The sequence below is a fragment of the Candidatus Accumulibacter necessarius genome (assembly GCF_036625085.1).
The window spans coordinates 166416-190163 of sequence record NZ_JAZKUM010000005.1 but is presented as its reverse complement, the minus strand read 5'-3'; the positions used below and the strand labels follow the sequence as shown (position 1 = coordinate 190163).

At 66.5% G+C, this 23748-nt stretch carries 16 protein-coding genes; 6 read left to right on the top strand and 10 right to left on the bottom strand.

The window, feature by feature from the left end; translation table 11 throughout:
- Positions 1-114 precede the first annotated feature (114 nt).
- Positions 115-1698, bottom strand: coding sequence for an HPr family phosphocarrier protein (locus V5B44_RS14750; RefSeq protein ID WP_332359769.1), 1584 nt, complete (start codon positions 1696-1698; stop codon positions 115-117).
- A gap of 569 nt (positions 1699-2267) precedes the next feature.
- Here V5B44_RS14750 and V5B44_RS14745 point away from each other — a divergent pair.
- A complete protein-coding gene (locus V5B44_RS14745) occupies positions 2268-5087 on the top strand; it encodes an EAL domain-containing protein (protein ID WP_332359768.1) in 2820 nt (939 codons plus the stop codon).
- A 144-nt stretch (positions 5088-5231) separates the two neighbouring features.
- Here V5B44_RS14745 and V5B44_RS14740 read toward each other — a convergent pair whose 3' ends face one another.
- Complete coding sequence (locus V5B44_RS14740; RefSeq protein WP_332359767.1) at positions 5232-6119, bottom strand: LysR family transcriptional regulator; 888 nt, start codon at positions 6117-6119, stop codon at positions 5232-5234.
- A gap of 95 nt (positions 6120-6214) precedes the next feature.
- Here V5B44_RS14740 and V5B44_RS14735 point away from each other — a divergent pair, with 95 nt between their 5' ends.
- Positions 6215-7060, top strand: coding sequence for a DODA-type extradiol aromatic ring-opening family dioxygenase (locus tag V5B44_RS14735; RefSeq protein ID WP_332359766.1), 846 nt, complete (start codon positions 6215-6217; stop codon positions 7058-7060).
- Entirely contained in the window at positions 7020-7721 is a 702-nt protein-coding gene (locus V5B44_RS14730; RefSeq protein ID WP_332359765.1) for a pirin family protein, read from the top strand. Before V5B44_RS14735 ends, V5B44_RS14730 begins: the two co-directional genes overlap by 41 nt.
- A gap of 71 nt (positions 7722-7792) precedes the next feature.
- Here the strand turns inward: V5B44_RS14730 and V5B44_RS14725 are convergent, their stop codons facing one another.
- The 6 genes from V5B44_RS14725 to V5B44_RS14700 all read right to left on the bottom strand — a co-directional run bounded on the left by V5B44_RS14725 (position 7793) and on the right by V5B44_RS14700 (position 19855).
- Positions 7793-10993, bottom strand: a complete 3201-nt coding sequence (locus V5B44_RS14725; protein ID WP_332359764.1) for a DUF6493 family protein — start codon at positions 10991-10993, stop codon at positions 7793-7795.
- A gap of 12 nt (positions 10994-11005) precedes the next feature.
- Positions 11006-12385, bottom strand: a complete 1380-nt coding sequence (locus V5B44_RS14720; protein WP_332359763.1) for an SWIM zinc finger family protein — start codon at positions 12383-12385, stop codon at positions 11006-11008.
- A gap of 20 nt (positions 12386-12405) precedes the next feature.
- Entirely contained in the window at positions 12406-14760 is a 2355-nt protein-coding gene (locus V5B44_RS14715) for a tetratricopeptide repeat protein (RefSeq protein ID WP_332359762.1), read from the bottom strand.
- On the bottom strand, positions 14757-16577 hold the full coding sequence (locus tag V5B44_RS14710) for a serine protease (protein ID WP_332359761.1): 1821 nt from the start codon (positions 16575-16577) through the stop codon (positions 14757-14759). The genes V5B44_RS14715 and V5B44_RS14710 overlap by 4 nt, the downstream gene beginning before the upstream one ends.
- A 391-nt stretch (positions 16578-16968) precedes the next feature.
- Complete coding sequence (locus tag V5B44_RS14705) at positions 16969-17613, bottom strand: PEP-CTERM sorting domain-containing protein (RefSeq protein WP_332359760.1); 645 nt, start codon at positions 17611-17613, stop codon at positions 16969-16971.
- 70 nt (positions 17614-17683) lie between these two features.
- Entirely contained in the window at positions 17684-19855 is a 2172-nt protein-coding gene (locus V5B44_RS14700; protein ID WP_332359759.1) for a PhoX family protein, read from the bottom strand.
- Between the two features lie 567 nt (positions 19856-20422).
- Here V5B44_RS14700 and V5B44_RS14695 point away from each other — a divergent pair.
- Together V5B44_RS14695 and V5B44_RS14690 are read left to right on the top strand one after the other, a co-directional pair.
- On the top strand, positions 20423-21838 hold the full coding sequence (locus V5B44_RS14695) for an esterase-like activity of phytase family protein (protein ID WP_332359758.1): 1416 nt from the start codon (positions 20423-20425) through the stop codon (positions 21836-21838).
- Positions 21786-22145, top strand: coding sequence for a hypothetical protein (locus V5B44_RS14690; RefSeq protein WP_332360069.1), 360 nt, complete (start codon positions 21786-21788; stop codon positions 22143-22145). The genes V5B44_RS14695 and V5B44_RS14690 overlap by 53 nt, the downstream gene beginning before the upstream one ends.
- 35 nt (positions 22146-22180) lie before the next feature.
- Here V5B44_RS14690 and V5B44_RS14685 read toward each other — a convergent pair whose 3' ends face one another.
- Positions 22181-22573, bottom strand: coding sequence for a hypothetical protein (locus V5B44_RS14685; protein WP_332359757.1), 393 nt, complete (start codon positions 22571-22573; stop codon positions 22181-22183).
- A gap of 187 nt (positions 22574-22760) precedes the next feature.
- Here V5B44_RS14685 and V5B44_RS14680 point away from each other — a divergent pair, with 187 nt between their 5' ends.
- Positions 22761-22913, top strand: a complete 153-nt coding sequence (locus V5B44_RS14680) for a hypothetical protein (RefSeq protein WP_332359756.1) — start codon at positions 22761-22763, stop codon at positions 22911-22913.
- Positions 22914-23009: 96 nt separating this feature from the next.
- Here V5B44_RS14680 and V5B44_RS14675 read toward each other — a convergent pair whose 3' ends face one another.
- Entirely contained in the window at positions 23010-23402 is a 393-nt protein-coding gene (locus V5B44_RS14675; protein WP_332359755.1) for a hypothetical protein, read from the bottom strand.
- Between the last annotated feature and the right edge of the window lie 346 nt (positions 23403-23748).

The window sequence follows — 23748 nt, the reverse complement described above, 5'->3', positions numbered from 1 at the left end:
CGTTGCAAATCCTCGCCATAGCTAGGGCTATGGCTGTGGTTTGCGCCTTGCCTTGCACGAGAATGCATCATTTTCATTTGTAATCTTATTGACGGAACGAACTACTGGGTTCCACTACCGCCTCAAATACGAGAGCGCTTTCGGCAGCGCCACATTGTTGCCGAAAGCGTCCTCGCCGTAACCGTGGTGGGCCAGTATGTCCACGTCTGTGAGGACGCGTCTGTCGCCAATGAAGGTCACCGTCAGATCAGTGCGGATGTCGAGCTGGCCGGTAGCCTGCAACTGGGCGATCTCGGCGACACTGTTCTCGAGGACACTGCCCTCGCGGCGACCGAGCTGGTCGGAGAACTGCAGGGGCTGGCGGTAGAGCATGATCTTTCCCTCACCAGCAAGGCGATGCACGATCGCCAGGACGGCGGCGGCAACGGCTTCCGGCGCGAGGGTGCCGGCGCAGTCGGGATGAACACGGGCGATTTCTGACGCCAGCCAGCGGCGCTTGCGGGCGTTGATCGCCTCGTTGGCGCGAAAAAGCTCGAGCGGCGAGGCGGCATCGAAGCGCTTCCCCTCGAGTTCCATCTGAACCGAACTGCCATAGTGAGCGACGATGCGCGCCACCAGGTTGGAGGGGCGGACGTGGAAGCCCCGGTAGCTGGGCACCGGCACGTCGAGGCGCCCCGACTCGGCGTAGCGGCGCAGGATGCCCTGGCAGAGCCTCTGTCCACCGGCCAGATAGTCGCTGGAAAAAGCCATCGCGTAGGCGAACAGGGTCGCCATGGTAGCGTCGGTATCCACCACCGGCCGTTCGCGCAGGATAGCGTCGGCCGTATGCGGGCTGGCGTGCCGCTCGTAGTAGTGGGCCAGGTCGGTGGCGATCTCAAGCAGGTGGTAGATGACGCTGGCGTGACCACGCAGGATTGGCAGCTCGGCGTCAGAGGTTTCGATGGAGGTGCCAGCAACATGCGTGTCGTAGAGAGACTGCAGGTTATGGAAGCGGAAAGTGAGCTGGCGCAGGCGCTCCTCGCTGACCGGATCCGGAAAGCAGGCGGCATAGTCCGCGGGCGGAACCTGCGCAGCAGCCCGCAGCAACTCGCCTTCGGCTGCCAGGTTAAGGAACTCTGTGGCCAGGTGGGTGACGGTGGTGGCGGTGTCGCCAGCGATCCGGTCGCCGCGGTTGCGGGCCAGGCGGCCAGGCGGCAACCATTCGCCGAACTCCTCGGCGGGCGGAGCGATGCCGGAGACGTCGATGCCAACCTCTTGCGCCTCGTCAAGCAGAGCGCCAGCGATCTCGGCAACGACGCTACCCACCAGCTGCAGGCGCTCGCAGGTCGCCAACCGGAAATCGCCTGCGACAGGCAGGAGCCGGTAGGTCGGCAGGCGGCGCTGCACGTAGGCAAGGACTTCGCCGATGCGGGCGAAGTTCTTGAGGGATGCCGTCAACGCACGGAAGCGGCTCCAGTGCTGATTCTGACGCGCGCCGTACTCGTCGAGTAGCGTTTCCATCTGCCCGGATTCCAGCAGCAGGCGGCCGATCAGCGGCCGCGTCAGGCAAACTTCAGCCGCCCGCATGGCGGCCAGGCTCCTGGCGAGTTCGAGCAGGGTCCGGCCACGAGTACGGACCAGGTCGCACAACTCGCTGTCGGCGATCAGCTCCCCGCCTGGCTTGCTGGCCGCGGTGATCGCTTGCGTCGATTCGTTCATGTTTCTTCTCCCTCGTCCGGTGTTGGGTGCCGGGCTGGCGGGCGACATTTTCCGACGAATTCGGGTCCGAGAGCGCAAAAAAATCGCCAGACGGCGGGCAGACGCGGCACGGCCGTGGTGCCGCTCGGTGTGCAACGGCGTTTGCCCGCAGCTTGCCGAGTCACCGCAGAATCCTCCGGGTTGGTGGATGCGATTCGGCGGGCGACGAATGGCAACTTCACGCGCGGGGATTCGCGGTTTGGCGAGGAGATCGCGCGCATGCTCGGGCGGCGGGCCCAGGCGGGCCAGTCTGGGCACCCGAGAAAGAAAGAGAAGCCCGAGTCGCTCGACTTGCTAGAAGCAAACAAAACCCTGGCCTGTCCTCGGGTGTCGTCCCCTGCTGTTTCCTGTTGTTTGTCCCCTGTTGTTCTTCTCGTTCAGGCTCGTACCACGCTGGACAAGGGCGGCCAATGACAAAGCGCTGCAAGAGGATCACAATCGACGTCGGAGACTGGTGAGGAAGCGCCTGAGGGGACGACAGCGTGCGGGAGAAAACAGGAAGGGTCGGCGCAAACAGCGTGGTGAAAGCCATGCTCGAAGTCGAGCTGATCGACGGCTTGCCGATCGTGTCGGCCGGCGACACGATTGCGGCGCTCACCGGTTACCGTCCCGACGACTTCGTGCACGGCCGGGTGCACCTGCTGGCAGCGATCCATGCCGATGATCGCGGTCTCGTCGAAGCGCTTCTTGCGGGCGCTGGCGACCCGCCGGCGGACGCGCGGATCCTCAGGTTCAGGCACGCCGATGGACGCATCCGCTGCCTGGCTGCACGCTGCCGGAAGTCTGGCGACGGACTCCGCCGCCTGCGCGAAATCGAGTTGAGCGATCCCGGCCACCTGACGGCAGGGCGCGCGACGCCCGGTGCAGGGCGTAATTTCCGCGCGCTGCTCGACAACAGCGACGATGGACTGTACTTCAAGGACGGTCAGCATCTCTTCACCTGCGCCAACCAGCGCTTCGCGGCGCTCGCCGGGGGCGTCGCGGACTGGCGCGAGCTGCTCGGCAAGAGCGACTACGATTTCTTTTCCGAGGCCGAGGCCGATCGTGGCTATGCTGCTGAACGGCAGATCCTCGCCGGCGGCCCGCCAGTCCGCGACCTCCGCCAGCGGGTGAGCGGGCATGCCGGCACGCGCTGGATCGAGAGCCGCCTCTACCCGATCAGGAACGCTGCCGGAGAGGTCGTCGGCGTCGCCGGCAGCGAGCGCGACCTGACCGACTTCAAGGCAGCCGGCACAGCGCTCACCAGCAGCGAGGAACGCTATCAGCGAATCGTCGCGAACCTGGCACCGGCCTATTTCTTCTACGCCAATGATCGGAACGGTGTATTCACCTTTGTCAGTTCTTCGGTCACCGCGATGCTCGGCTGGCAGCCGGAGGAGTTTCTGACCCACTACAGCCAGGTGGTCAGCGAGCACCCGGTCAACCAGGCCATCGAGGCGGCCAACGCGGCGGCATTCACTGGCGTCCGGCAACCAACGTCGCTGGTGGTTGGTCGTCACAAGGACGGCAGCGAGCGCTGGATCGAGATCGACGAATTCCCCCTCTTCGACGAGCAGGGCAAGGTGGTCGCGCTCGAAGGCATTGCCCACGACATCACCCGACGTCGCCAGGTCGAAGCCAGGCTGGAGCTTGCCGCGAGCGTGTTCACCAGCGCCGCCGAAGGGATCATGATCACCGATGCCCGCGGCACGATCATCGAGGTCAATGACAGCTTCACGCGCATCACCGGCTACCCTGCCGACGCGGTGATAGGCACGCATGCGCGGCGGTTCAGCTCGGTCCGGCATCCACCGGCGTTCTACGCCGAACTGTGGCGGGCAGTGATCACCAATGGACATTGGCGCGGCGAACTCTGGAGCCAGCGCCTGGACGGTGAGGTCTACCTGGCGGCGCTGACCATCAGTGGCGTCCGCAACGCCGACGGCCGTATCCATCACTGTGTCGCCCTGTTCTCGGACGTCACCGCAGAGAAGGCGCATCAGCGCGAACTCGAAAGCAGCGCCTATCACGACGCGCTGACCAGCCTGCCCAACCGTGCGCTGCTGGCCGACCGACTGCAGCATGCGATTGCGCAGGCGCAGCGGCGCGGGCATGCGCTAGCGGTGGTCTATGTTGACCTCGATGGCTTCAAGGCCATCAACGATCACTACGGGCATGCCGCCGGCGACCAGTTGCTGATCACCGTCGGCAGGCGCATGCAGCAGAGCCTGCGCGAAGGCGATACCCTCGCCCGCCTCGGCGGTGACGAGTTCGTCGCGGTCCTGGTCGATCTCGCCGACGGCGCTGCTGGCGTGTCCCTGCTGCAGCGGCTGCTGGCCGCGGCGGCGCAACCATTGCGGATCGGCGACCTCGTGCTGCAGGTCTCGGCGAGCCTCGGGGTGACCTTCTACCGGCCGGCGGAGAACCTGGCGGCGGAACAGCTGTTGCGTCAGGCTGACCAGGCGATGTATCAGGCCAAGCTGACCGGCAAGAATCGCTACCACGTCTTTGACGCCGAACTGGACCGTAACGTCCGCGGCCAGCACGAGACCCTGGCCCGTATCCGCAGCGCGTTGGCCAATGACGAGTTCGTGCTCCACTACCAACCCAAGATCAATCTCTGCAGCGGCGCGCTGATCGGCGTCGAGGCGCTGCTGCGCTGGCAGCATCCGCAGCAGGGGCTGCTCCTGCCCGCGTCGTTCCTGCGGCTGATCGAGGAGCACCCGCTGATCGTCGAAGTCGGTGAATGGACGATCGCGACCGCTCTCGGCGAAATGGCGAAGTGGCAGGCGGTTGGACTGAAGGTTCCGGTCAGCGTCAACATCAGCGCGCGGCAGTTGCAGCAGGCAGACTTCGTCGACCGTCTGCGCCTTCTCCTGGCGGCGCATCCGGACCTCGACCACGGCTGCCTCGAAATCGAGATCGTCGAAAGCAGCGCGCTCGAAGACCTGCTGCTGGTATCGCAGGTAATCGAGGTTTGCCGGGAGTTGGGCGTCACTTTCGCGCTTGATGATTTCGGTAGCGGCTATTCGTCGTTGACCTACCTCAAGCGGTTGCCGGTCAGCGTGCTCAAGATCGACCAGAGCTTCGTCGGCGAGCTGTTCGACGACCCCGGCGATCTCGCGATGATCAAGGGCATCCTCGGGCTCGCCGGCGCCTTTCAGCGCCTGGTCATCGCCGAGGGCGTGGAAACCCATGAACAGGGCCGCTTGCTGCGACAGCTGGGTTGCGAACTCGGCCAGGGCTTCGGCATCGCTCGCCCGATGCCGGCAGCCGCCCTGCCCGCCTGGGCAGCCGCCTGGCAACGCGACGCGTCGTGGCTGTCGCCGCTGCGGTATGACGATGCCGCCCTGCTCCGCGCCAGCGTCTAGCACCGCGCTTTTCCCAGCGCCCTGGAACGTGACCTCGAGGGCCAGGCGACTGCCGACCCGCCCCCTGGCTTCGCCGCCAAGCGCGGCAGCGCCTGGATTCTGCTGCTCGGGACGCCACTGGAGTCCCGAACCGCCCGGGCGGGTTCACCCGGCGCCGACTCTGGCTGCCAGGAAATCCATCAGCACCCGGACCCGGTGCGGCACGTGGCGGTTGCTGGGCAGAATGGCGTAGATGCCGAGCTCCGGCGCGGGAAAAGCGGTCAGGATGGGCTCGACGCGTCCGGCAGCGAGAAAGTCGTCGAGAATGAAATCCGGCTGCAAGCTGATGCCCAGTCCCTGCGCCGCTGCTTCGGTCAGCACCTCCCCATTGTTGCCCTGGACGCGGCTGCGCACGGCAAAGCTCTCCAGTTTACCGGCAACCATGAACTGCCAGCTTTGCACGACGCCCGCGGAGGTATAGCCCAGGCATTCGTGATGGATCAGCTCCGACGGATGCTGCGGTCGACCGTGGCGGGCGAGGTAAGCGGGCGCCGCGACGACCTGCATGCGGCCCGAGCCAAGCCGCCGCGCCACGTCGCCGCCATCCAGCTTGCGCGTGATGCGGATCGAGAGATCGATGGCTTCCTCGATCAGGTTCACGCGACGATCGGTGTAATCCATGTTCAGCCCGACTTCCGGGTAGCACTGCGCAAATTCAAGCAACAGCGGTGCCAGCCGCTTCAGGCCAAAGCTGAGCGGCAGGCTCATCCGGATATGGCCGCGCGGCGCCATGCGCTCCTCGGCGACGTCGGTTTCCGCCGCGTCGACCAGATTCAGGATGACCCGGCATTTCTCCAGGTAGGCGGTGCCGGCCGAAGTCAGAGATAGCCGGCGCGTGCTGCGCACCATCAGCTTGACGCCCAGATGCGTCTCCAGCGCAGCCACCTGCCGCGTCACGACCGAGCGTGCCACGCCAAGTTGCTGCGCCACGGCAGCAAAGCTCCCCAGTTCGGCGACGCGAACAAAGAGTTTCATGGCATCGAGTCGGTCCATTGTTGTGTTCCCAGCAATGATTAATTGCCTATTGTCGTCTATTTCGTTGCACCCATAAAGACTACAGTTCGCCCATCGCATCAGGATTCGTCGACATGACACAGCCTCAACCCGCACTGTTCGTACCCCACGGCGCACCGACCTTTGCCTTGCGGCCGGGCGCGGCCGGGGCAGCCATCGCCGACCTTGCCCGCACGCTGCCGCCGGCACGCGCGATCGTGATCGTCAGCGCTCACTGGGATACTGCCGTGCCGACCGTCGGTTGCGCCGACCGCCTGGAAACCCTGCACGATTTCCATGGCTTCCCGGCAGCCCTGTACGAACTGCGCTACCCCGCCACCGGTTGCCGTGAGGCAGCAGAACAGGTCGTCGCCGCCATCCGGGCAGCAACCCTGCCGGTCGAATGGGAGACTGCCCGCGGCCTCGACCACGGCGCCTGGGTGCCGCTGCGGCTGATGTTTCCGGAGGCCGACGTGCCGGTCATTCCGCTCTCCGTCCAGAGTCACGCCGGGCCGGAACAGGCCTGGCTGCTTGGCAAGGCACTCGCACCGCTGGCTGAACAGGGCTTTCTGGTCATCGCCTCCGGCAACGTCACGCACAACCTGCGCGACTACCAGCTGGCGGCACGCGACGGCGGCCGGGTCCCGGCCTATGTCCGCCAGTTCCCGGACTGGCTGGCAGATCGCCTGCAGGCGGGCGACACAGCGGCGCTGCTCGACTATCGCCGCCAGGCACCGGGCGCCGTCGCGGCCCACCCGAGCGAAGAACATCTGCTGCCGCTGTTTCTCGCACTCGGGGCCGGCGGTGACGCGGCCAAAGTCGAACGTATCCACGCGGGCTTTGACGATTACGTCATCGCCATGGATGCCTATTCATTTGATCAACGAAAGGAGACACCCCATGCTCACCCTGCGCAAGTCAGCCGATCGCGGCCACGCTGACCACGGCTGGCTACAGAGTCATCACTCATTCTCGTTCGCTGACTACCACGATCCGGCGCACATGGGCTGGGGCAATCTGCGCGTCATCAACGACGACCTGATTGCCCCCGGCGGCGGCTTCGGCATGCACGGCCATCGCGACATGGAGATCATCACCTATGTCACCACCGGCCTGCTGGCGCACAAGGACAGCATGGGCAACGGCACGGTCATTCCGCCGGGCGACGTGCAGCGCATGAGCGCCGGAAGCGGCGTCCGGCACAGCGAGTTCAACCAGGCGCCCGATGCGCCCACCCACCTCCTGCAGATCTGGATCGAACCGCGCGAAACAGGCATTGCCCCGGGCTACGAGCAGAAGACCTTCGCGGCAACCGAAAAGCGTGGCCGCCTGCGTCTGATCGCCTCGCCCGACGGCGCCGGGGGCTCGGTGACCATCAATGCCGACGCCGCGCTCTATGCGGGTTTGTTCACCGGCGGCGAATCGGCCACGCTGCCGCTTGACCCGGCGCGCAAGGCCTACGTCCATCTGGTGCGCGGCAGCCTCGCAGTCAATGGCCATGTCCTGCATGCCGGCGATGCTGGATTGCTGGCCAACGAAGACCGTCTCGTACTGGGCAGCGGCGACAACGCCGAAGTCCTCGTTTTCGATCTCGCCCCCTGATCAGCCGACCCTAAACGGAGTCAAGCCGTGGGCGACCTGGAAACCGCCCAGTTGTTCGGACAGCGCGTAGCTCAGGTGACCGGCCGGTTCAGGGGCTGACCCGCCGCCCAGGCTTCGACCCGGCTCAGGCGCACTTCCCAGGCGGGACGTAGCGCTTGGGCCGAGCCCTCCAGGGCTGGGCAATCGGTGCGCACGCGGATTGCGCTGGCGGCGATTCCTGCTTTGCCGCTGGTGATCGCCGAAAGGCGTTGCGCCGTTTCCGCCGAAGGCCCGCCGTTCATGGCAACCAGCAGTTCGTGCAACAGTTCGAGGGCGACGTTGGCCTTGCCGGTCTGCGCCAGGAAGACATCGAGCGCACTCTCGATGATGCCGGCCACCGCCCACTGGTGCAGTGGCGAAACGCGCGCGACTTCGCTCAGCGTCTCGCTCAGGCGATTGGCCTTCAGCCAGCCGCCGGCGGCCAGACGGCGCAGTACGCCGGCCAGCTCGCCGGGGTGGGCGCGGCCGTCGGCGATGCCTTCGATCAGCAGGTCGGTCGCCAGCCGGCGCAGATCGCCGTCACGGCTGGCCAGGGCGATCAACAGCGCCAGCATGCCCAGCTCGGACCACGGCCGGCTGCTCGCGAACAGCGGCGTCAGGAAGGGATGCAGGGGTTCGCCGGTGCTCGCCGTCAGGTCGATACGCTCGACCATCAGGCGCGCGCCGAGCGCCAGCGACGCGTCGACATTGAGCGGCCAGAGCGTCTGCGTCCATTCGATCAGCCAGGGCGCCGAGTAGCCGACGGCCAGCGACCGATGCGGCGCCGATTCGTGCGCCAGACAGGTCGGCACGGCGAGGCTCGGGTCGAGCGTGCGCAGCGCCAGCGCCGGAGCCGCCAGCCGCAACCAGCGGGCGAGACCCTTCAGCCAGGCGGCGCCGGCGCGAATCCTCGCTGCCGCTCCCCAGACGGCCGTCGGCGCGCGTGGCGTTCCCGAGTACGCCGGCGAGACCTGCAGATCGAGGCTCGGGTAGGTCGTTTCACGATGCTGCCGGCGAAGCGTACGCGTCACGGCTTGCCACTGATAGCTGGCCGGGCGCAGGACATCCGGCCAGTCGATGCGCAAGCCGAGCGCCGCCAGCGGGCCACTGAGGTCGGCGTGTGGCGCACGGGCACGGCCGGCGGCGATCCACAGGGCCGCCTGCCTTCTGCCCTGCACGTCCGGAGTGGCGTCGCCGCCGAGCGCCCAGCGGACTGCCGCTGCCCATTCGCCGCGCAGATCACCGGCCAGCGCCAGCGCTTCGCCGCGGCCGTCGGGCGCCAGGCGCAGCAGCGCCTGCAGGAGGTCGCTGGCGAGCGGCCGGCGACCTGCCCGCTCGTAGCCGGCCAGACGCTCGACCAGGAGACGCGGCGCGATCCAGCCGTGCGCATGCGTTGGCGTCGCCAGTAGAGACAGCGCGCCGTGCCGATCGAGGTGGCGGGCAATCTCGCGCAGGCGCCGGTCGATGAAGCGCATCGGCCCGCGCACCTGCCACCAGTAGGGATAGTTGGTATGGTGCAGGCCGCCTTCGAGCCAGGTCAGCACCAGGTCGCGCAGGCCGTTCGGAGTCCCGGGCAGGACGAGGCCGCGCGCATCGGCGAGCGCACCCGTGTACATCCGTTTCACCAACGCCTGCGTGCGCGCCGCGAAGTCGGCGGGCCGCTCGTCGAACAGGCGCGCAATGCCGTCGACGATGCGCTCGACTTCGTCGGCGGAATCTATCGCCTCGATGGCGTGTGCAACGCAGTCGATCAGTTCGTCGATGCCGGCGATCGGCAGCAGCGGCGGCAGGGTCGTCAGGACCGGCACGTCGGTCAGCGCGAAGGCCAGGGGCGGTGGTGGCAGCGAGAAATCGACTTCGCCATCCAATCCGTCCAATCCGCCCAAGGCGCGCAGGCGAGGCGGCAGCACCTGCACGCGCGCGCCCCATTGCTGTCCCGATTTCCTTGCTGCAGCCACCTCGGCATCGGTCAGCAGCGGCAGTGCCGGCCGGGTAGTTGCCGCTTCGCCACCGAGCGCGGCGAGCTGCGCGCGCGCAAGCGGAGCCAGCTCGCCCTCGACGCCGCGCACCTGTGCGAGCTGGTCGTCGCTCCAGGCGCTGGCATAAGCGCAGAGGAGTTGCGCTGCCGTCTGCTGCACGTCGCTCGCCGGATGGCGTAGCGCTTCGAGCAGGACAACGTGCGCGGCCTCGGCAAGGTGGCCATCCGGCTTTTCCTGCTGCAGGAGCCGGCCGACGAGTTTCAGCGCCGCGAGCGGCTGCGCCTTGGCCGGCAGCGCAAACAGCGGCGGCATCGCCGCCAGCGTCGCGTCGGCGGCCACTGGCCGCCGACGCGCAATCAGCGCGAGTTGTCTGAGTGCGAAGCCGACAACATGGCCGGTGCGGTGGCCGAGCAACTCGCGGTAAGGCGCCTCGCGCGCGTCGAGTTCGTCGCCGCCCGGCGCCAGCCGGCAGTGCAGCTTGTGGTAACCGGCGAGGACGCTGTTGCTGCTGCTCGCCCACAAACCGGCGAGACTCGCATCGAGCAGGCGCTGGCGGTCGACATACCCCTCGCCGGCGAGCCTAACCAGCGCGTCGCTCCAGCTCTCGTAGTCGGCGGGGCTTTGCGGATGCCGGCGCGTCCAGGCGTCGTCGAAAACGTTGGTGTCGGTTTCGAAGAGCCGCCAGATTTCGTCGTCGAGCAGGCCGGGGTCGGCCAACAGTCGGGCACTTAGGGAAACGTACGCGACGCCGGGCCGCGACCAGCCCGGATTGAGGCCACTGACCATCAGCCGCAGGTAGCCGCGCAGTGAGTCGCCCTCGTCCGGACGGCAACACAGTCCGTCGCGCACCAGGCCGCGCACGAAATCCCATGGAACTCCCGGGAACTCGCCCCGCAAGCGATGGCGCAGCCAGGCGTCACGCCAGCCCGCGTCACGCGCCGCAAACACGCGCCGCAGCAGTACGCCAGAATCGCGCTGACCCAGCCAGTGCACGCGCTTGGCCTTGTCGATGTTGCACAGCGCCAGGACAGCCAGTGAGAGCTTCGCGTGCTGCTCGCGCCAGCGGCGCCCGAGGCTTCCGGTGCGCGTCGTCGACGCCCCGGGAAGGAGTACCAGCCACTCGTTCATCACCCGCCCGCCATCGATTTCCTTCCACAGATCGGCGGCGATCGGCGCCAGCGCGCGGCGCTCTTCGAGCGGCAAGACAAGCAGGGCTTCGACGACCTCCGCAGGCGACTGGCGGGCGACGAGAGCGGCGAAGTCCTTCTCGTTCATCCGTTCACCCGTTCATCGGCCATTCGTTCCTGCAAGCGCTGGCGGCTCCGCATCGCCGTCGCGCAACAGGCGCGCGGCGAGGATGTGCTTGCACGGTCCGCGCTCGCCCTGCAACTTGCTGAACCACGGGCACGAGCAGCGGTCACGGTCGGCGCGCAAGCGGACGTGGTGGACGACGTCGCTGCCGGCGACGGCAAAGTCATGGCTGTTGGCGTCGCCGGTGGCCAGCAGCCGCACCTTGTTCTCGGCCAGCAGTTGGCGGGCGTCGAGCAGGCGCGGCTGCATCGCCTCGACGCGTTCGAGGTCGAAGGGGAGTTCGCGGTGGAAGTAGCGGCCGGTGCCGCAATCGTAGCCGGCAAGCCCGCGCGCGCCGAGCGCCGCGAGTGCGGCCTCAACCTCGCCGGCAGTCAGGGCGGTCGCCTGCGCCACCTCGCCGACGTCGATCTCGTTCTGCCAGCGCAGTTGCGCGCGCACCCTCGGCAGCGCCTTCTGCCAGGTCGCGGAGGCCAGCGTCGACAACGCCTGGCCCTCGCCCGAGAAACCGCGCTGCGTTTCCGGGCTCACCAGCAGCGTCACCCGGCCGACCGCGAAGACGACTTCCCACGCCGAAGCGCCGGAAGCCGCGTCGCTCCAGATCCGCAGACGTTCGGCGCGCTGCGCCAGTCCGGGCAGCGTACGCAGACGCTGCACGCCACTGACCGCGACCGCGCCCTCGGCCGGCCGCTGGCTGAGGCGCAGCGAAGCGCCCGACTGGACGACGAACGACGGTTGCCGGGGAACGCTGCCAAGCGGCAGGCTGCGCGCGAAGCGGCGCGCTTCGGCGCCGGCAACGTCGGCCATCAGCACCAGCCGCGGCAGGTAGGCCTGCACCTCGCTGAACCCCTTGATCCAGCGCAGCGGCAGGCGCACCTTCTTTTCGACGACGCGCGCCTCGTCGCGACTCAGCGTGAAGGCTTCGCGGCCAACGGAAAAATCGACCCGCTCGCGGTCCTGCAGGCGCATCAGCGCGGCGCGCATCGGCATGTTGAAGTCGACGTTGGTCGTTCCGCGACCGAGCCGCTCGGCGGCCAGCCCGGCGGTGTCGAGGTCGACACGCACGTAAACCCCGCAACAGCCGCTGAAGCCCTCGAAGCGCAACATCGCGTCGTTGCAGGTCACCACCGGGTCCATCTGCGGCGGTCGCGGCAGGAAGTAGTGCGTGCGCACTACGTCGAGCAGCGCCAGCAGCATGTCGGCGACACTGCGCGGCTGCTCGATACGGCCGTGGAAGAAGTGCGGATGTTGGTCGCCGCTCGATGAGGTGGCGAGTTGCAGCGTCTGCGCCTGCGGCGAAGCGACGACGCCCGATGCCCAGGGGTAGCGGTAGGTGAAGTTGAGTGCGCTTGCCGACATGCGATCGTTGCTCTGGTGGCTTACTCGGGCAGTTGCATGGCCTTGCCGCCGGGCAGCGCGGCCAGGCGCACGCGCAGCTCGCTCGCGGCAGCCGGGTTGAGCGACTTCAGGCGCGCGTGCGCGGCAATGGCGGCTTGCCGATCGCCGAGCCCGGCATTGGCCAGCGCCATCAGATACCACACCTGCGGCACTTGCGGCAGCTTCTCGGCGAGCAGCGTCGCTTGCTCCCGGGCGAGAGCGAACTGGCCGGCACCGAGATAGGCCGAGGTAAGGTGAACCCGGGCGTCATTGGCGTCGGGCGAGAGCTCGAGCGCCTTGCGGAGTGCGACGATCGCCTCGCCCATTTGACGCTGCGCGATCTTCGCCTCGCCGAGGTTGATCCAGGCATTGGCAAAGTCGGGCTTCAGCCGCAGGGCCGTCTCGAAGGCCGGCACGGCTTCGCCCGGGCGTTGCAGCTTGAGCAGGCTGTAGCCCTTGTTGCTCCATGCCTGGTGATCGGTCGGCTCGAGCTGCGTCGCGCGCTCGCCGTATTCGAGCGCTTTCGCATAGTCGCCGCGCCGGCCATGCAGCGCCGACAGCGCCTGGTACGCCGTGCCCTGGTTCGGGTTCAGCGCGAGCGCGCGTTGCAGGGCTACCGCCGCCTCGGACGCTTTGCCGCGCTGCACGCGCGTCTGGCCGAGCGCCACCCAGTCGTCGGCGAGCGTGCCGTCGAGCTGCGTCGCGTGGGCGTAGGCGTTTTCGGCGCGCTCCCACTCGCGTCGCTCGCTGGCGATCGAGCCGAGAAGACGGCAGGCGGCAGCCTGTTCGTCAGGCGCTTCACACGCGCGTGCCGCCAGTTCGGCGGCGTCGGAACTTCGCCCGGCGCGTTGTCGCAATTCGGCAAGCATGATCATCACACCGGTCGCGCGCGGGTTCAGCTCGATGGCCTTTTCGAAGGCTTTGCTGGCCTCGTCGTCACGCCCGGAACGGCGCAGCACGAGGCCCAGGTTGTGCCAGGCCTCGGGCAGTTCGGGGTCGATCGCCAGCGCCTTGCGGTAGGCCTGCTCGGCCTCGCGGTAGCGGCCTGCCTTTTCCTCGCCGGTGCCGACGTTGTTCCACGCCTTGGCGTCGTCGGCCTTGCCACTGTCCCTGACGGCCGCCAGTTCGCGGCCTGCGGCAGCACCCTCGCCGCGCAGCGCCAGCGCGTGTGCCAGCTTGCGGCGAACACCGTCGGCCGCTGGCGCCAGGCGGACGGCGACGCGATAGCGCTCGGCCGCCTCATCGCCCTGGCCGGCAGCGACGGCGAGATCTCCCCAGCCCTCCCAGACCGAGGCCTGTCCGGGAGAAAATCGTAGCCCGGTGGCGTAGGCGCTCGCTGCCTCGTCCAGGCGTGCCAGCCCGCGCAGGGCGTCACCGAGGAGGCCCCAGTAGTAGCCGCCAGACGGCTGCAGGCGGGTCGCACGGCGTGCCTCTGCCTCGGCCGCGGCGTAATCGCCGAGGGCCAGGTGCGTGCGCGCCAGATAACCACTCGTCGAAACGTGCCAGGGTGCGGCGGCGGCGCCGCGCGTCAGCCGCTCACGCGCCGCCGGCAACCGACCGAGATTACCCTCGGCCAACCCGGCGGCGGCAAGTGCGTCGGCCGAAGTCGGGTAAACCTGCTGCCAGCGCTCGGCGTGCGCCAGCAGGCCGGCCCAGTCGGCGCGCAGCCGCAGCTCTTCGGCGACGGCCAGCCAGTCCGGCTCGGCCGTGACCGGCGTCGGTACGACCGGCGATCGGCCGTCACGCTCGAGACGGCCGATCGCTTCGGCAGGAATCGCGACGCTGACGTTCTGCCCCGGTTCGAGGACGCTGCTGGTGATCCCGAGCAGCCGGCCGGCAGCATCGAACAAGCCGCCGCCGCTCGACCCGGGCGACACGGCGGCGCTGGTGATGATGCGCGGCTCGGCGCCGCGCCGGTCGACCGCCGAGACGACGCCGGCGCTCACCGCCAGGCCGAGGCCGAGCGGATTGCCGACCGCGAAGACCGCCTCGCCCTGCCCGACTTCGGCCAGCGCACGTCGTGACACGCCCGCGACCGTCAGATCACGAGCCGCCAACAGGCACAGGTCGCGCAGCGGATCTTCGCGCAGCAGCGTCGCCCCGAGTTGGCGTCCGTCGGCGAGGGTCAGGCGAAGCGAATGCGCCTCGGCGACGACATGGCAGTTGGTCACCACCCGACCCGCCTGGACGACGACCCCGCTGCCCTCGCTGTCGACCAGACCGCGGGAATTCAGTGTGGCGACGGTCACCACCTGCGTGCGCACGCGCGCCAGCACGTCCTGCGCCTGGTCGGCGTGCGCGCCCGCCGCCGCCAGGAGCAGCCATCCGACCCGGCCAAAGCAACCGACCGTCCTCATCGTGCGGCCTCATAGGGCAACAGGTAGTCGCGGTAGGCCTGCTCCGCATGCACGCGGTCGAGTTCGAGCAGACGTGCATGCACGCGGCGTACGTCCTCCGGACGGCCGGCGGCGTGATAGGACTCGAGCAGCGCGTGCCAGACCGTGGCCTGTTTCGGGTCGAGCTTGAGCGACTGCTCGAGCGCCACGATCGCCTGCTGGCTACGACCCTGGATGGCATTGACAAAACCGATCTGGCGCCAGACGAAAGGATCCTCCGGTCGCTTCGCTTTCGCCGCCTCGAACATCTGCCGCGCTGCGTCGAACTGGCCCCCATCCTTGAGCGCGATGCCAAGGCTGTCCTGCGCCGCTTCGCGATGCGACGCGAACTTCTCGGCCTCCCGATAGGCCGCGATCGCCTCGGGAAACAGGCGCAGCGCGTAGTAAGTGTGGCCCAGCACCAGCCAGGCCAGCACCGGGCTCGCCGGAGCGCGCGCGAGCGCCGCCCTGAGCGCCTCGATTGCTTCCTGGCGTCGGCCGAGCGCCGACAGCGCGGCACCTTTCCAGAGCAGGCCGTCGGCGTGCTCTGGCGACAGCGCCAGCAACTGGTTGGCGGTGGCCAGGGCCCGCTCATAGTCCTGCGCGCCATACTGCGCCTCGGCGAGCTGGATCGCCAACAAGGCATTCGCCGGTTCGGCGCGCGTCAGTTGCCGGAACAGCCGCACGGCCGTTGGCCAGTCACGCAGGTTCACCGCCAGCGTCGCGGCGAGGTACTGCGCCCCCGTATTCCCCGGCGCCAGCCGCATTGCTTCAGCGAGCGCTTCGGCGGCGGCCGGCGCTTGCCCGCGGCGGATCTCGATCCAGCCGATCATCGCCCAGACGCGCGCGTCCTCGCTCTGGCTCGCCAGCAGTTCACGAGCGCCGGCCAGCGCCTCGTCGAAGCGCTCCTGGTTGATGCGCGCGCGCGCCAAACCGAGACCCACAGTCACGTCACCGGGAGCGCGCAGGAGCGCCTGCCTGTACGCGCGCTCGGCCGCCGGCCAGGCGCTCTGCGCTTCGCTGGCGACGGCGAGCCAGAACCAGGCTTCCGGCTCGTCGGCGGCGCGCTCGCTGCGGCGCGCGGCAAGCGCCGCGAGCTCTGCCCAGCGCGCTTCGCCTTCAAGCGCGACCGCCTGCCTGCGCCAGTCGCGCAGCTCGCTCTGCGCCGCCGCGCGCTCGGCGATCTCGGCGATCCACGCGGCCGGTGCGGCGAAGTTCACGTTCTGGCCGGCAAGCTTGCGATAGCGAATCACCCCGACCAGGCGGCCGCCCTCGTCGAAGAGGCCGCCGCCTTCCGAGCCTGGAGCGACCGGCGCGGTGTGCTGGATCAGGCGCTCGCCGCCGATCTCGCGGATCGCCGCGACGACGCCGTCGGAAACGCCGACGCCAAGGCCGAGCATGTTGCCGACGGCAATCACCCGCGCACCGGCCGCTGGCAGGGCTGGCGCGAGGTCAGCCGCTCGCCCCGACAGGCCGGGAACGTCGAGCAGGCAGAGATTGCGGCGCACGTCCGCATGCGCCACCCGCGCGACCAGCGGCGAAGTCGCCGCGCGCAGCCGAAGACCCGCCGCGCCATCAACCAGGTCGCATTGGGTCACGACCTGTGCGCCACCGATGGTGACCGCCGAGCGGGCGGCCAGCACCTGGCCGGCGGCATCCAGCACTTCGAGTTCGCGCACTTGCCCCGCGACCTGTTCGAATACCGCCTGCGGCGAGGCGGCGAACGCCGCTGGTACGGCAAACGGCAAGACGGCCGCCGCGGCGGAAACAACGACGAGTGAGCGAAGCGGCAGGGACACCGGTCCTGATCCTGGAGATGGGCGAGAGCCGCAAGATAGCGGCTCACCCACCCGCCGACAAGCGATATCGTTCGGTGACGGGAACGCATCGCGGCACACCGTCGCCAGCAGGACAGGACATCCAATCGCGCCATGATGAGCCTATGAGCCGCCACCAAGCGGCGACAATCGCCAAGTCTGTTCCAGGAGCCCCTGAAAGGTCCTCTTGATGCCGCGCGCCCAGTGCCTGCGGTCATCCGCCGGTGCGACCTCGCTGGGGACTTCGCGCCAGCGCTCGCCAAGCGACAGCGGCCTGATGCAGGTCTTGCCGTATGGCAGGACGCGCGGCCCCGAAAACGACACTGGCGGGTCACGAGACCGCCAGTGTGCAAATGCTTCAGAGGAGAAGCGATCAGTCCGCGGTGCGGCGGCGGCGGGCAACACCCGCGAGCATACCCAAACCGGCCAGGAGCAACGTGGAGCTTGCCGGCTCGGGAACGAAACTCAGGTTGTCGAGGACAACGCCGTCGCCGGAAATGCTGATGCGGGCAATACTGGCGTTGCCGCCGGCGTAACCGGTCGTTTGGAACAGGTCATAGGTATCCCATCCGAAAGCGGGATCAATCGTCTCGTTCAATGAGCCGATCAGGTTGCCAATGGCATCGTAATACCCGACGCTGATCTGGGCGGGAGTGTTCGAGCCGAGTTCCTGGTAGGCACTGTAATCGAAGCTGAAGCCTGAGGGGGTCCAGCCCCTGAAAAGGACGTTCAGCGTCATTCCGCCGATGTGATCGAAGGAAACGAACTTGTTGCCGGCGCCCCCCCAGAGGCCGTTTTCGCCGAGGTCGGCATCGTCCTGGCCAACGGTGAACCGACGGGGCTTGTCGGGGTCGGGCTGGTCTGCGGAGAGGGTACCGGCGCCGAAGTTGTAGGACTCACCCAGGCCGATGATCAGGCCATCCTCGTTTTCAAAGTCCACGAGGACCTGGGTTCCGGCCTGGGCAATGGCGGCGGTAGTGGCCAGCACGATGCCGGCGATCAGGCTGAGTTTGTTCATTGCTTGAATCCTTTCATTCATTGCATTGACTTGATCGCCCCGGCGGGCTGCCAGGGCAATTGAACCTTGGTCAGGCGCCGATGATGCCGCCGTCGTCCCTGGTAATGACCACCACACCGGCGCGGGGACGGCCGCCCGGGAGCGGTGTGACGCCGTCTGCACGGGTCGCCCACTGGCTGGCTGGCCAGTTCGAGAACTGCGTCGGGTTGGCAGCAGTCGCATCTTCGCCGGGATGCTGAATTCCGACGAACAGGGTCTTCCCGTCGGGCGTCATGGTGATGCCGGTGACTTCGCATTTGTTCGGGCCGGTGAGGAAGCGACGGAATTCCTTGGTCTCAGGGTCGGCACACGAGAGGCTGTTCGCGCCGATGTTAACCCAGTCGCCTGAACCGTCGCCCACCTGATCGGTTTGCACCCAGAGACGGCCGAACCAGTCGAACCAGAGACCGTCCGGGGCGCCGATGTCGGCCGATCCGTCCGGGTTATCCACGATATCGCCCTTGTAGTCGTTGGTCGGCTTGGGCTTCTTGGTGGTGGCCGTATCGCCACACTGCACGAAGATGTCCCAGGTGAACTCGGTGGCAAGCACCGTCTCGCCGTCTTCGCGCCAGCGGATGATGTGGCCGTAAATATTGTCCTCGCGCGGGTTGGCTGTATCCACCGGCGGGCGGGCCGAAGCGGCTGCAGTCGAGCCATCGGGATTGTTGGACGACGCCGTGGTGGTGCCGCGACGGTTGTTGTTGGTCAGGGTGCAGTACACCTCGATTTCTTTGTAGCCGTTGACGCGCGGGCGGGCGCCGGTCCACTCGGGGCGATCCATCATCGTGGCGCCGACAGCATCGGCGGCCATACGGGTCTTGATCAGGATCTTGGCCAGCACTTCGGCGTCGTTGACACCGGCGAAGTCGGGATTGTCGCGCAGGAGCACGCCATTGACCCCTACCGTTGTCGGCAGAAGCGGCAGCCAGGTACCTTTCAGGTTGGGATCGAAGCGTGCGACGTAAAGGGTGCCGGTGTCCAGCAGGTCGCGGTTGGCGCCCCGGTTGCTGGGGTTGTACTTGCCGGCACAGACAAACTTGTAGATGTACTCGTTGCGCTCATCGTCACCCAGGTAAAAGGCCAGATTGCCGGCACTGTCGACCACGTACTGGGCGCTTTCGTGCTTAAAGCGGCCAAGGGCGGTGCGCTTGACCGGCTTGTGGGCAGGATCGAAGGGATCTACCTCCACTACCCAGCCGAAGAGGTTCGGTTCGTTGGGGTTCTGTGCGACATCAAAGCGCGGATCGACGGTGTGCCACCGATAGCCATTGCCGGAGGCAGTGATGCCGTAGCGGTTGAAGAGCTTGCCGGTCTCGCCGGACGCGGCGGGGGGAATCGGGGCTGTCGAGCCGAAATTGCCGTTCCAGTTCTCTTCGCAGGTCAGGTAGGTGCCCCAGGGGGTGATGCCGTTGGCGCAGTTGTTGATGGTGCCGTTGACCGCGAAACCGTCCGTCAGGCTGCCGGTAGCGACCGAGCCGGCCGGCGTGATGCTGTACTCCTTGCTCTTTACGAGGGCATGGCCGGCGGCGGGGCCCGACAGGCGCATCGGCGTATTGGAGGTCAGACGCCGTCCAAAGGGCGAGTTCTGCACCACCGTCCATTTGTTGTTGACGCGGCGGATTTCGGCGATCGATACGCCGTGCGCCGATTGCGACTTGCGGCACTTCTCGATGGTGTAGCCGGCGCCCACCTGCCCATCCGTGAAGAGGATTTCTTCGTGCGTGTATTCGTTGTTGGCGCACAGGATACCCCGGTCGTTGCTCAACTGACCACGGCTACTGAAAGGGAAAAAGTGCATGCCGTCGGTGTGCATGCCGTACTGCTTCATCTGCTCGGCAGCGGTATTGCTGGCGTCGGCCTTGAAGGCGACACCGCCGGGCATGATCGGATCACCCCAGGACACCAGTGCCGCAGCGGTATAGCCTGCGGGCACGGTCACCCGGTCGGCCACCGCGCCCAGACTGGCCAGACTGGCCGGAATGCTTGAAAAACCGATGCCAACCGGGAAGTTCTCGGCTGCCTCAACGGTATTAACGATGCCCGACAGCGTCAAGCCACCGGCTGCTACCAGCATGCCGGCGCTGGCCGAGCCCTGGACGAAGCGACGGCGACTGAGATCGACGCGACCGATCACGTCGAAGATGGATTCGTTGCCCGACGGATTGATCGTCAGGTCATTGCTGGGATGTGCTTTGCCTTTCATGGAAGTCCTTTCGTAGGGTGTAGTCGAACAAGGGGTCGCGAGACTCCTCATCAATCTCCCGAATGGGGCTGACGCTGGCAGGCTAACCGGCCAACGTGACAGATTGATGACCTAGGTTCGCAGGCCCGTACCGACTGGAACGTCCCGACCTCGCAGGTGATGGCGCTGGCGCTTCGCCAGCGAGAGCATGCGCTGATCCTTAACCCGAATTCATCGGTTTGAATCGGCGACAGCGGACACGACCGCCGAGGCGGCTATTCGGGCGGAGTAGGGCTTCGCTCTGTGGCATCCGACCCTGGCCCTGTTGGCTTCCTCTCCTCCTCCTCTCCTCCTCCTCTCCTCCTCCTCTCCTCCTCGAACCGCTCCTCTGCTCCTGTTGTCATGTCTCACCGCAATAAAGGCAAGTACTGTAACAATGCCGTAACAATGATTCCTTAGCATCTCCGCCAAGAGTTTGGATCGACACTGGCTTGCGTTGCCCGAAATCCCGGTCGTCCGCGACGGTTGTTTCATCAACCCGGCGACGAACTGTTCAGTCGACGCTTCGCTCACACCTGGAGGAACATCATGAAAATCAAAACGACTGTAGCGTTTCTGACAATACTTTTCACCAGCGCTGCCAACGCGGGCCCTGCCTTCGTCAACGGGCTTGCCCTGGACGGCGGGATGCTCGACCTCTCCGGCGGCACCAGCGCAAACAACGGGCGGGTGGGCTATTTTTCTGACATCTACTACGATACCAACCGCAACGAATGGTGGGGACTCTCCGACCGCGGACCCGGCGGCGGCACGCTCGATTACGACACGCGGGTCCAGCGCTTCACGCTCGACGTTAACGCCACCACCGGCGCGATTTCCAACTTTCAGATCGCGCAGACCATCAAGTTCAGCAACAGCCGCTCGTCGCTGAACGGCATCGCACCGAACCCGACCAACGTGCTCGGCAATGCCCACGACCCGGAAGGCTTCGTGATCAACCCGAAGAACGGCAACTTTCTCGTCTCGGACGAATACGGCCCGTCGCTACTCGAGTTCAACCGCAATGGCCAGCTAGTGCGAACTTTCACGACACCAGCCAACATCATTCCGCGTAATGCGGCCAGCGGTACCCCCAATTTCGCCAGCGACACCGGCAACACTGCCGGCAAACGCACCAACCGCGGCTTTGAGGGGCTGGCGATCAGCCCGGACGGCAACTACGCCTATGCCATGCTGCAGAGCGCAATGCTCGACGAAGGTGGCGGCAATGGCACGATCAATCGCATCGTCAAGTTCGACACGACGACCGGCAAAGCCGTCGCCCAGTACGCCTACGAGATGAAGCGTTCGGGCCAGGGCCAGGGCATCTCCGCGCTGGTCGCGATCAACGACCACGAGTTCTTCGTACTCGAGCGCAACAATCGCGGCGTCGGCATCGGCGCCACGTTGGCAACCGCTGATAAGGAGGTCTACAGGATCGACCTCAATGGCGCGACCGACGTTAGCAAAATCGTTCTGGACGCGGGCGCCGGCTTTACGAGAGTGACTAAATCGGGCCCGATCCTCGATCTCGACGCCGACACGCTGGCCGCACTCGGCAACAAGTCCCCGGAAAAGTGGGAAGGACTGGCGGTCGGCCCGAAGCTCACCGACGGCAGCTACCTGCTGCTCGCCGGTACCGACAACGACTACAGCGTCACACAGAACAACAGCGGCAATCAGTTAGACGTCTATTTGCGTTTCAGCGACGCCGATCCCTATGCCACTTCGATCCAGTGCCCGTTGGGCACAACGATTGGCTGTAGCGGTGCGGCTGCCAGCGTGCCAGTCGATGGCAGTTACCAACTGCTCCCGGGAGTCCTGCACGCCTACAAGGCCAGCGCCGAAGACTTGGCTGGCTACACCCCTCCGTTACCGGAGCCTGCAACCTCCACGATGATGTTCACAGCCCTTGGCCTACTGGGCTTCGTCGTACGTCGCCGCAAGAGCAACGCTGCAGCATGATTCGCCGTGTTTCTCGATCCGGCGTTCGCGCCCGCATGCTGGTGATTCGCTGATCGAACTCGATTTTCGCCTCACGTTGGGCGAAGGGATTCCGGTCGTACTGGCGTCGACGGGTGGCGGCGAGGTCACGCTGATCGTCGGCGCCGCCTCCGACCTGACCGGCAGGGCCAAGGCCGGCAGCACCCAACCGGCCAAGCTGCCGATGGCTCCGGCGGCGGTGGCTCAGTGGAGCAGAAGCCCTAAGACTGGCGGCACGCCAAAGCAACCGAAGCTGGCATTTAACAAAAGGCCGCCGCCTTTCTTGTAGCCGAATCGATCGGATCAGACAAGCAGGCGGGCAGGCTACTGCTTCTTTAACGTGATTTCCCGGCGACCGCCCTGGAAACTTATCGTTCCTGCCCAGGCGTCGCCCTTCTTGACACCTCGGAACCTGTTTATTCCACAGCCTTTGAGTTCGCTGGCAACGGTTTCGAAGGTCAGCTTGCCTCCCTCAATGACGCCGCTGATCGGGCGGCCGTCGCCCTTGATGCAAGGTCCCCAAGGGTTGACCTGCAGGATTCCCGTGATGGTGTTGTCGGGATTGAGGTCGTACTTGAGGGTCAAGCGGAAATGCGTATCCTGCTGCGCATTATTGGGTGCCGTCAGGCTACCCTCGTAAACCTCGACGGCAGCTGCAGCAAAGCTGAAGCAGGCCGACGGAAGGATTATCGCGAAGCAACGTTGCAGGCTGTTCATTAAAGCCTTCCTGAATGATCAAAGGACAATCCGGTCGGGGTGATGGCCGCGCACCTGCTTCGAATCCGTGCCGTCCCTCACTTATTCAATATAGTCGCTGAGGATTGGAAATCCAACGGTGTCGACAAAAGTCATTCGACTGTACGCGGGCGATAGCCACCTGCCGCAGGTAGAGGCCGGAGCGCGGATGGCCCGGCAGATCGCCGCGGTCCAACAGCTTCTGCACCTGGGCGCGCAGCGCAGCCAGCCGCATCCATCTGATCTGGCTGCCCTCGCCTTCTCGGCGCCGTACTCCTCGATCGTCAGGTTGCGCCAGAGAAGACTTTGGGGCATCTCGTGAACCCAAGGATTCACCAGCGCCACTCGTGCGAGTTGTCAGTCTCCGGTGTCGCGGGCCACGACCGACAACCGGGGGTAAAGGGGGTTGCCGCGATGATCAGGTCAGGCAGCGAAAACGGATGGCCCGCCTTACGCCCATCCTGGACGCGCAAGCGCCACTTGGACATGACATCTCTGAAACCTCAAGTACGCGCTGGTCGAACACCGACCGCACTCTGTGCGCCAGCCAGTCGTTGAGCTCGGCGCGGTGAATCGGATCGTCGACCATCTCGATGCCGTACCGGGTCTCGGCAAATGTCATGGTGCTGACGAGCCGTTCCTCCAGCGGCTGACCAGCGACTCGCGCATTGGGGTGAACCCAACGCAACCGGAACTGCATTGGCGTCGAGTAGCCAGCTGCCCGCAGCTTGACCGCGCGCGCAGGCATGGTCGAACGACGCGACTCCACCTCACTCTCGCGATGCAGCGGAGCCTGCAGGGCGTCGATCAACAACTGCCCGGGCGGCAGACAGGACAACATTTTTTTGAAGAGGCAAGCCGCTTGACCGGTTCGCCTCTGCCCTGAGCCACCAGCGGTTGGTGCCCGAAGCCCCGTCTTCCGGCAACCACAGGTCTGTCATAGGCGCGAGCCGCAGGACATGGACACGCGTAGGGCACTGGCGCTGTCCTGACGACGGCAAGCGGCCAGACCCATTGGCAGGCACACTTCAATAGTTGACTATCGAAATCAGGTTAAGTAAATTCCGTTCGTCCCAAGGGGGAGTAGCTCTCCGCCGCGGCGTCGTCAGGACGGAAGGTCTCAAGTTTCGAGACCACCCGGCGCCCGGGTGGTCACC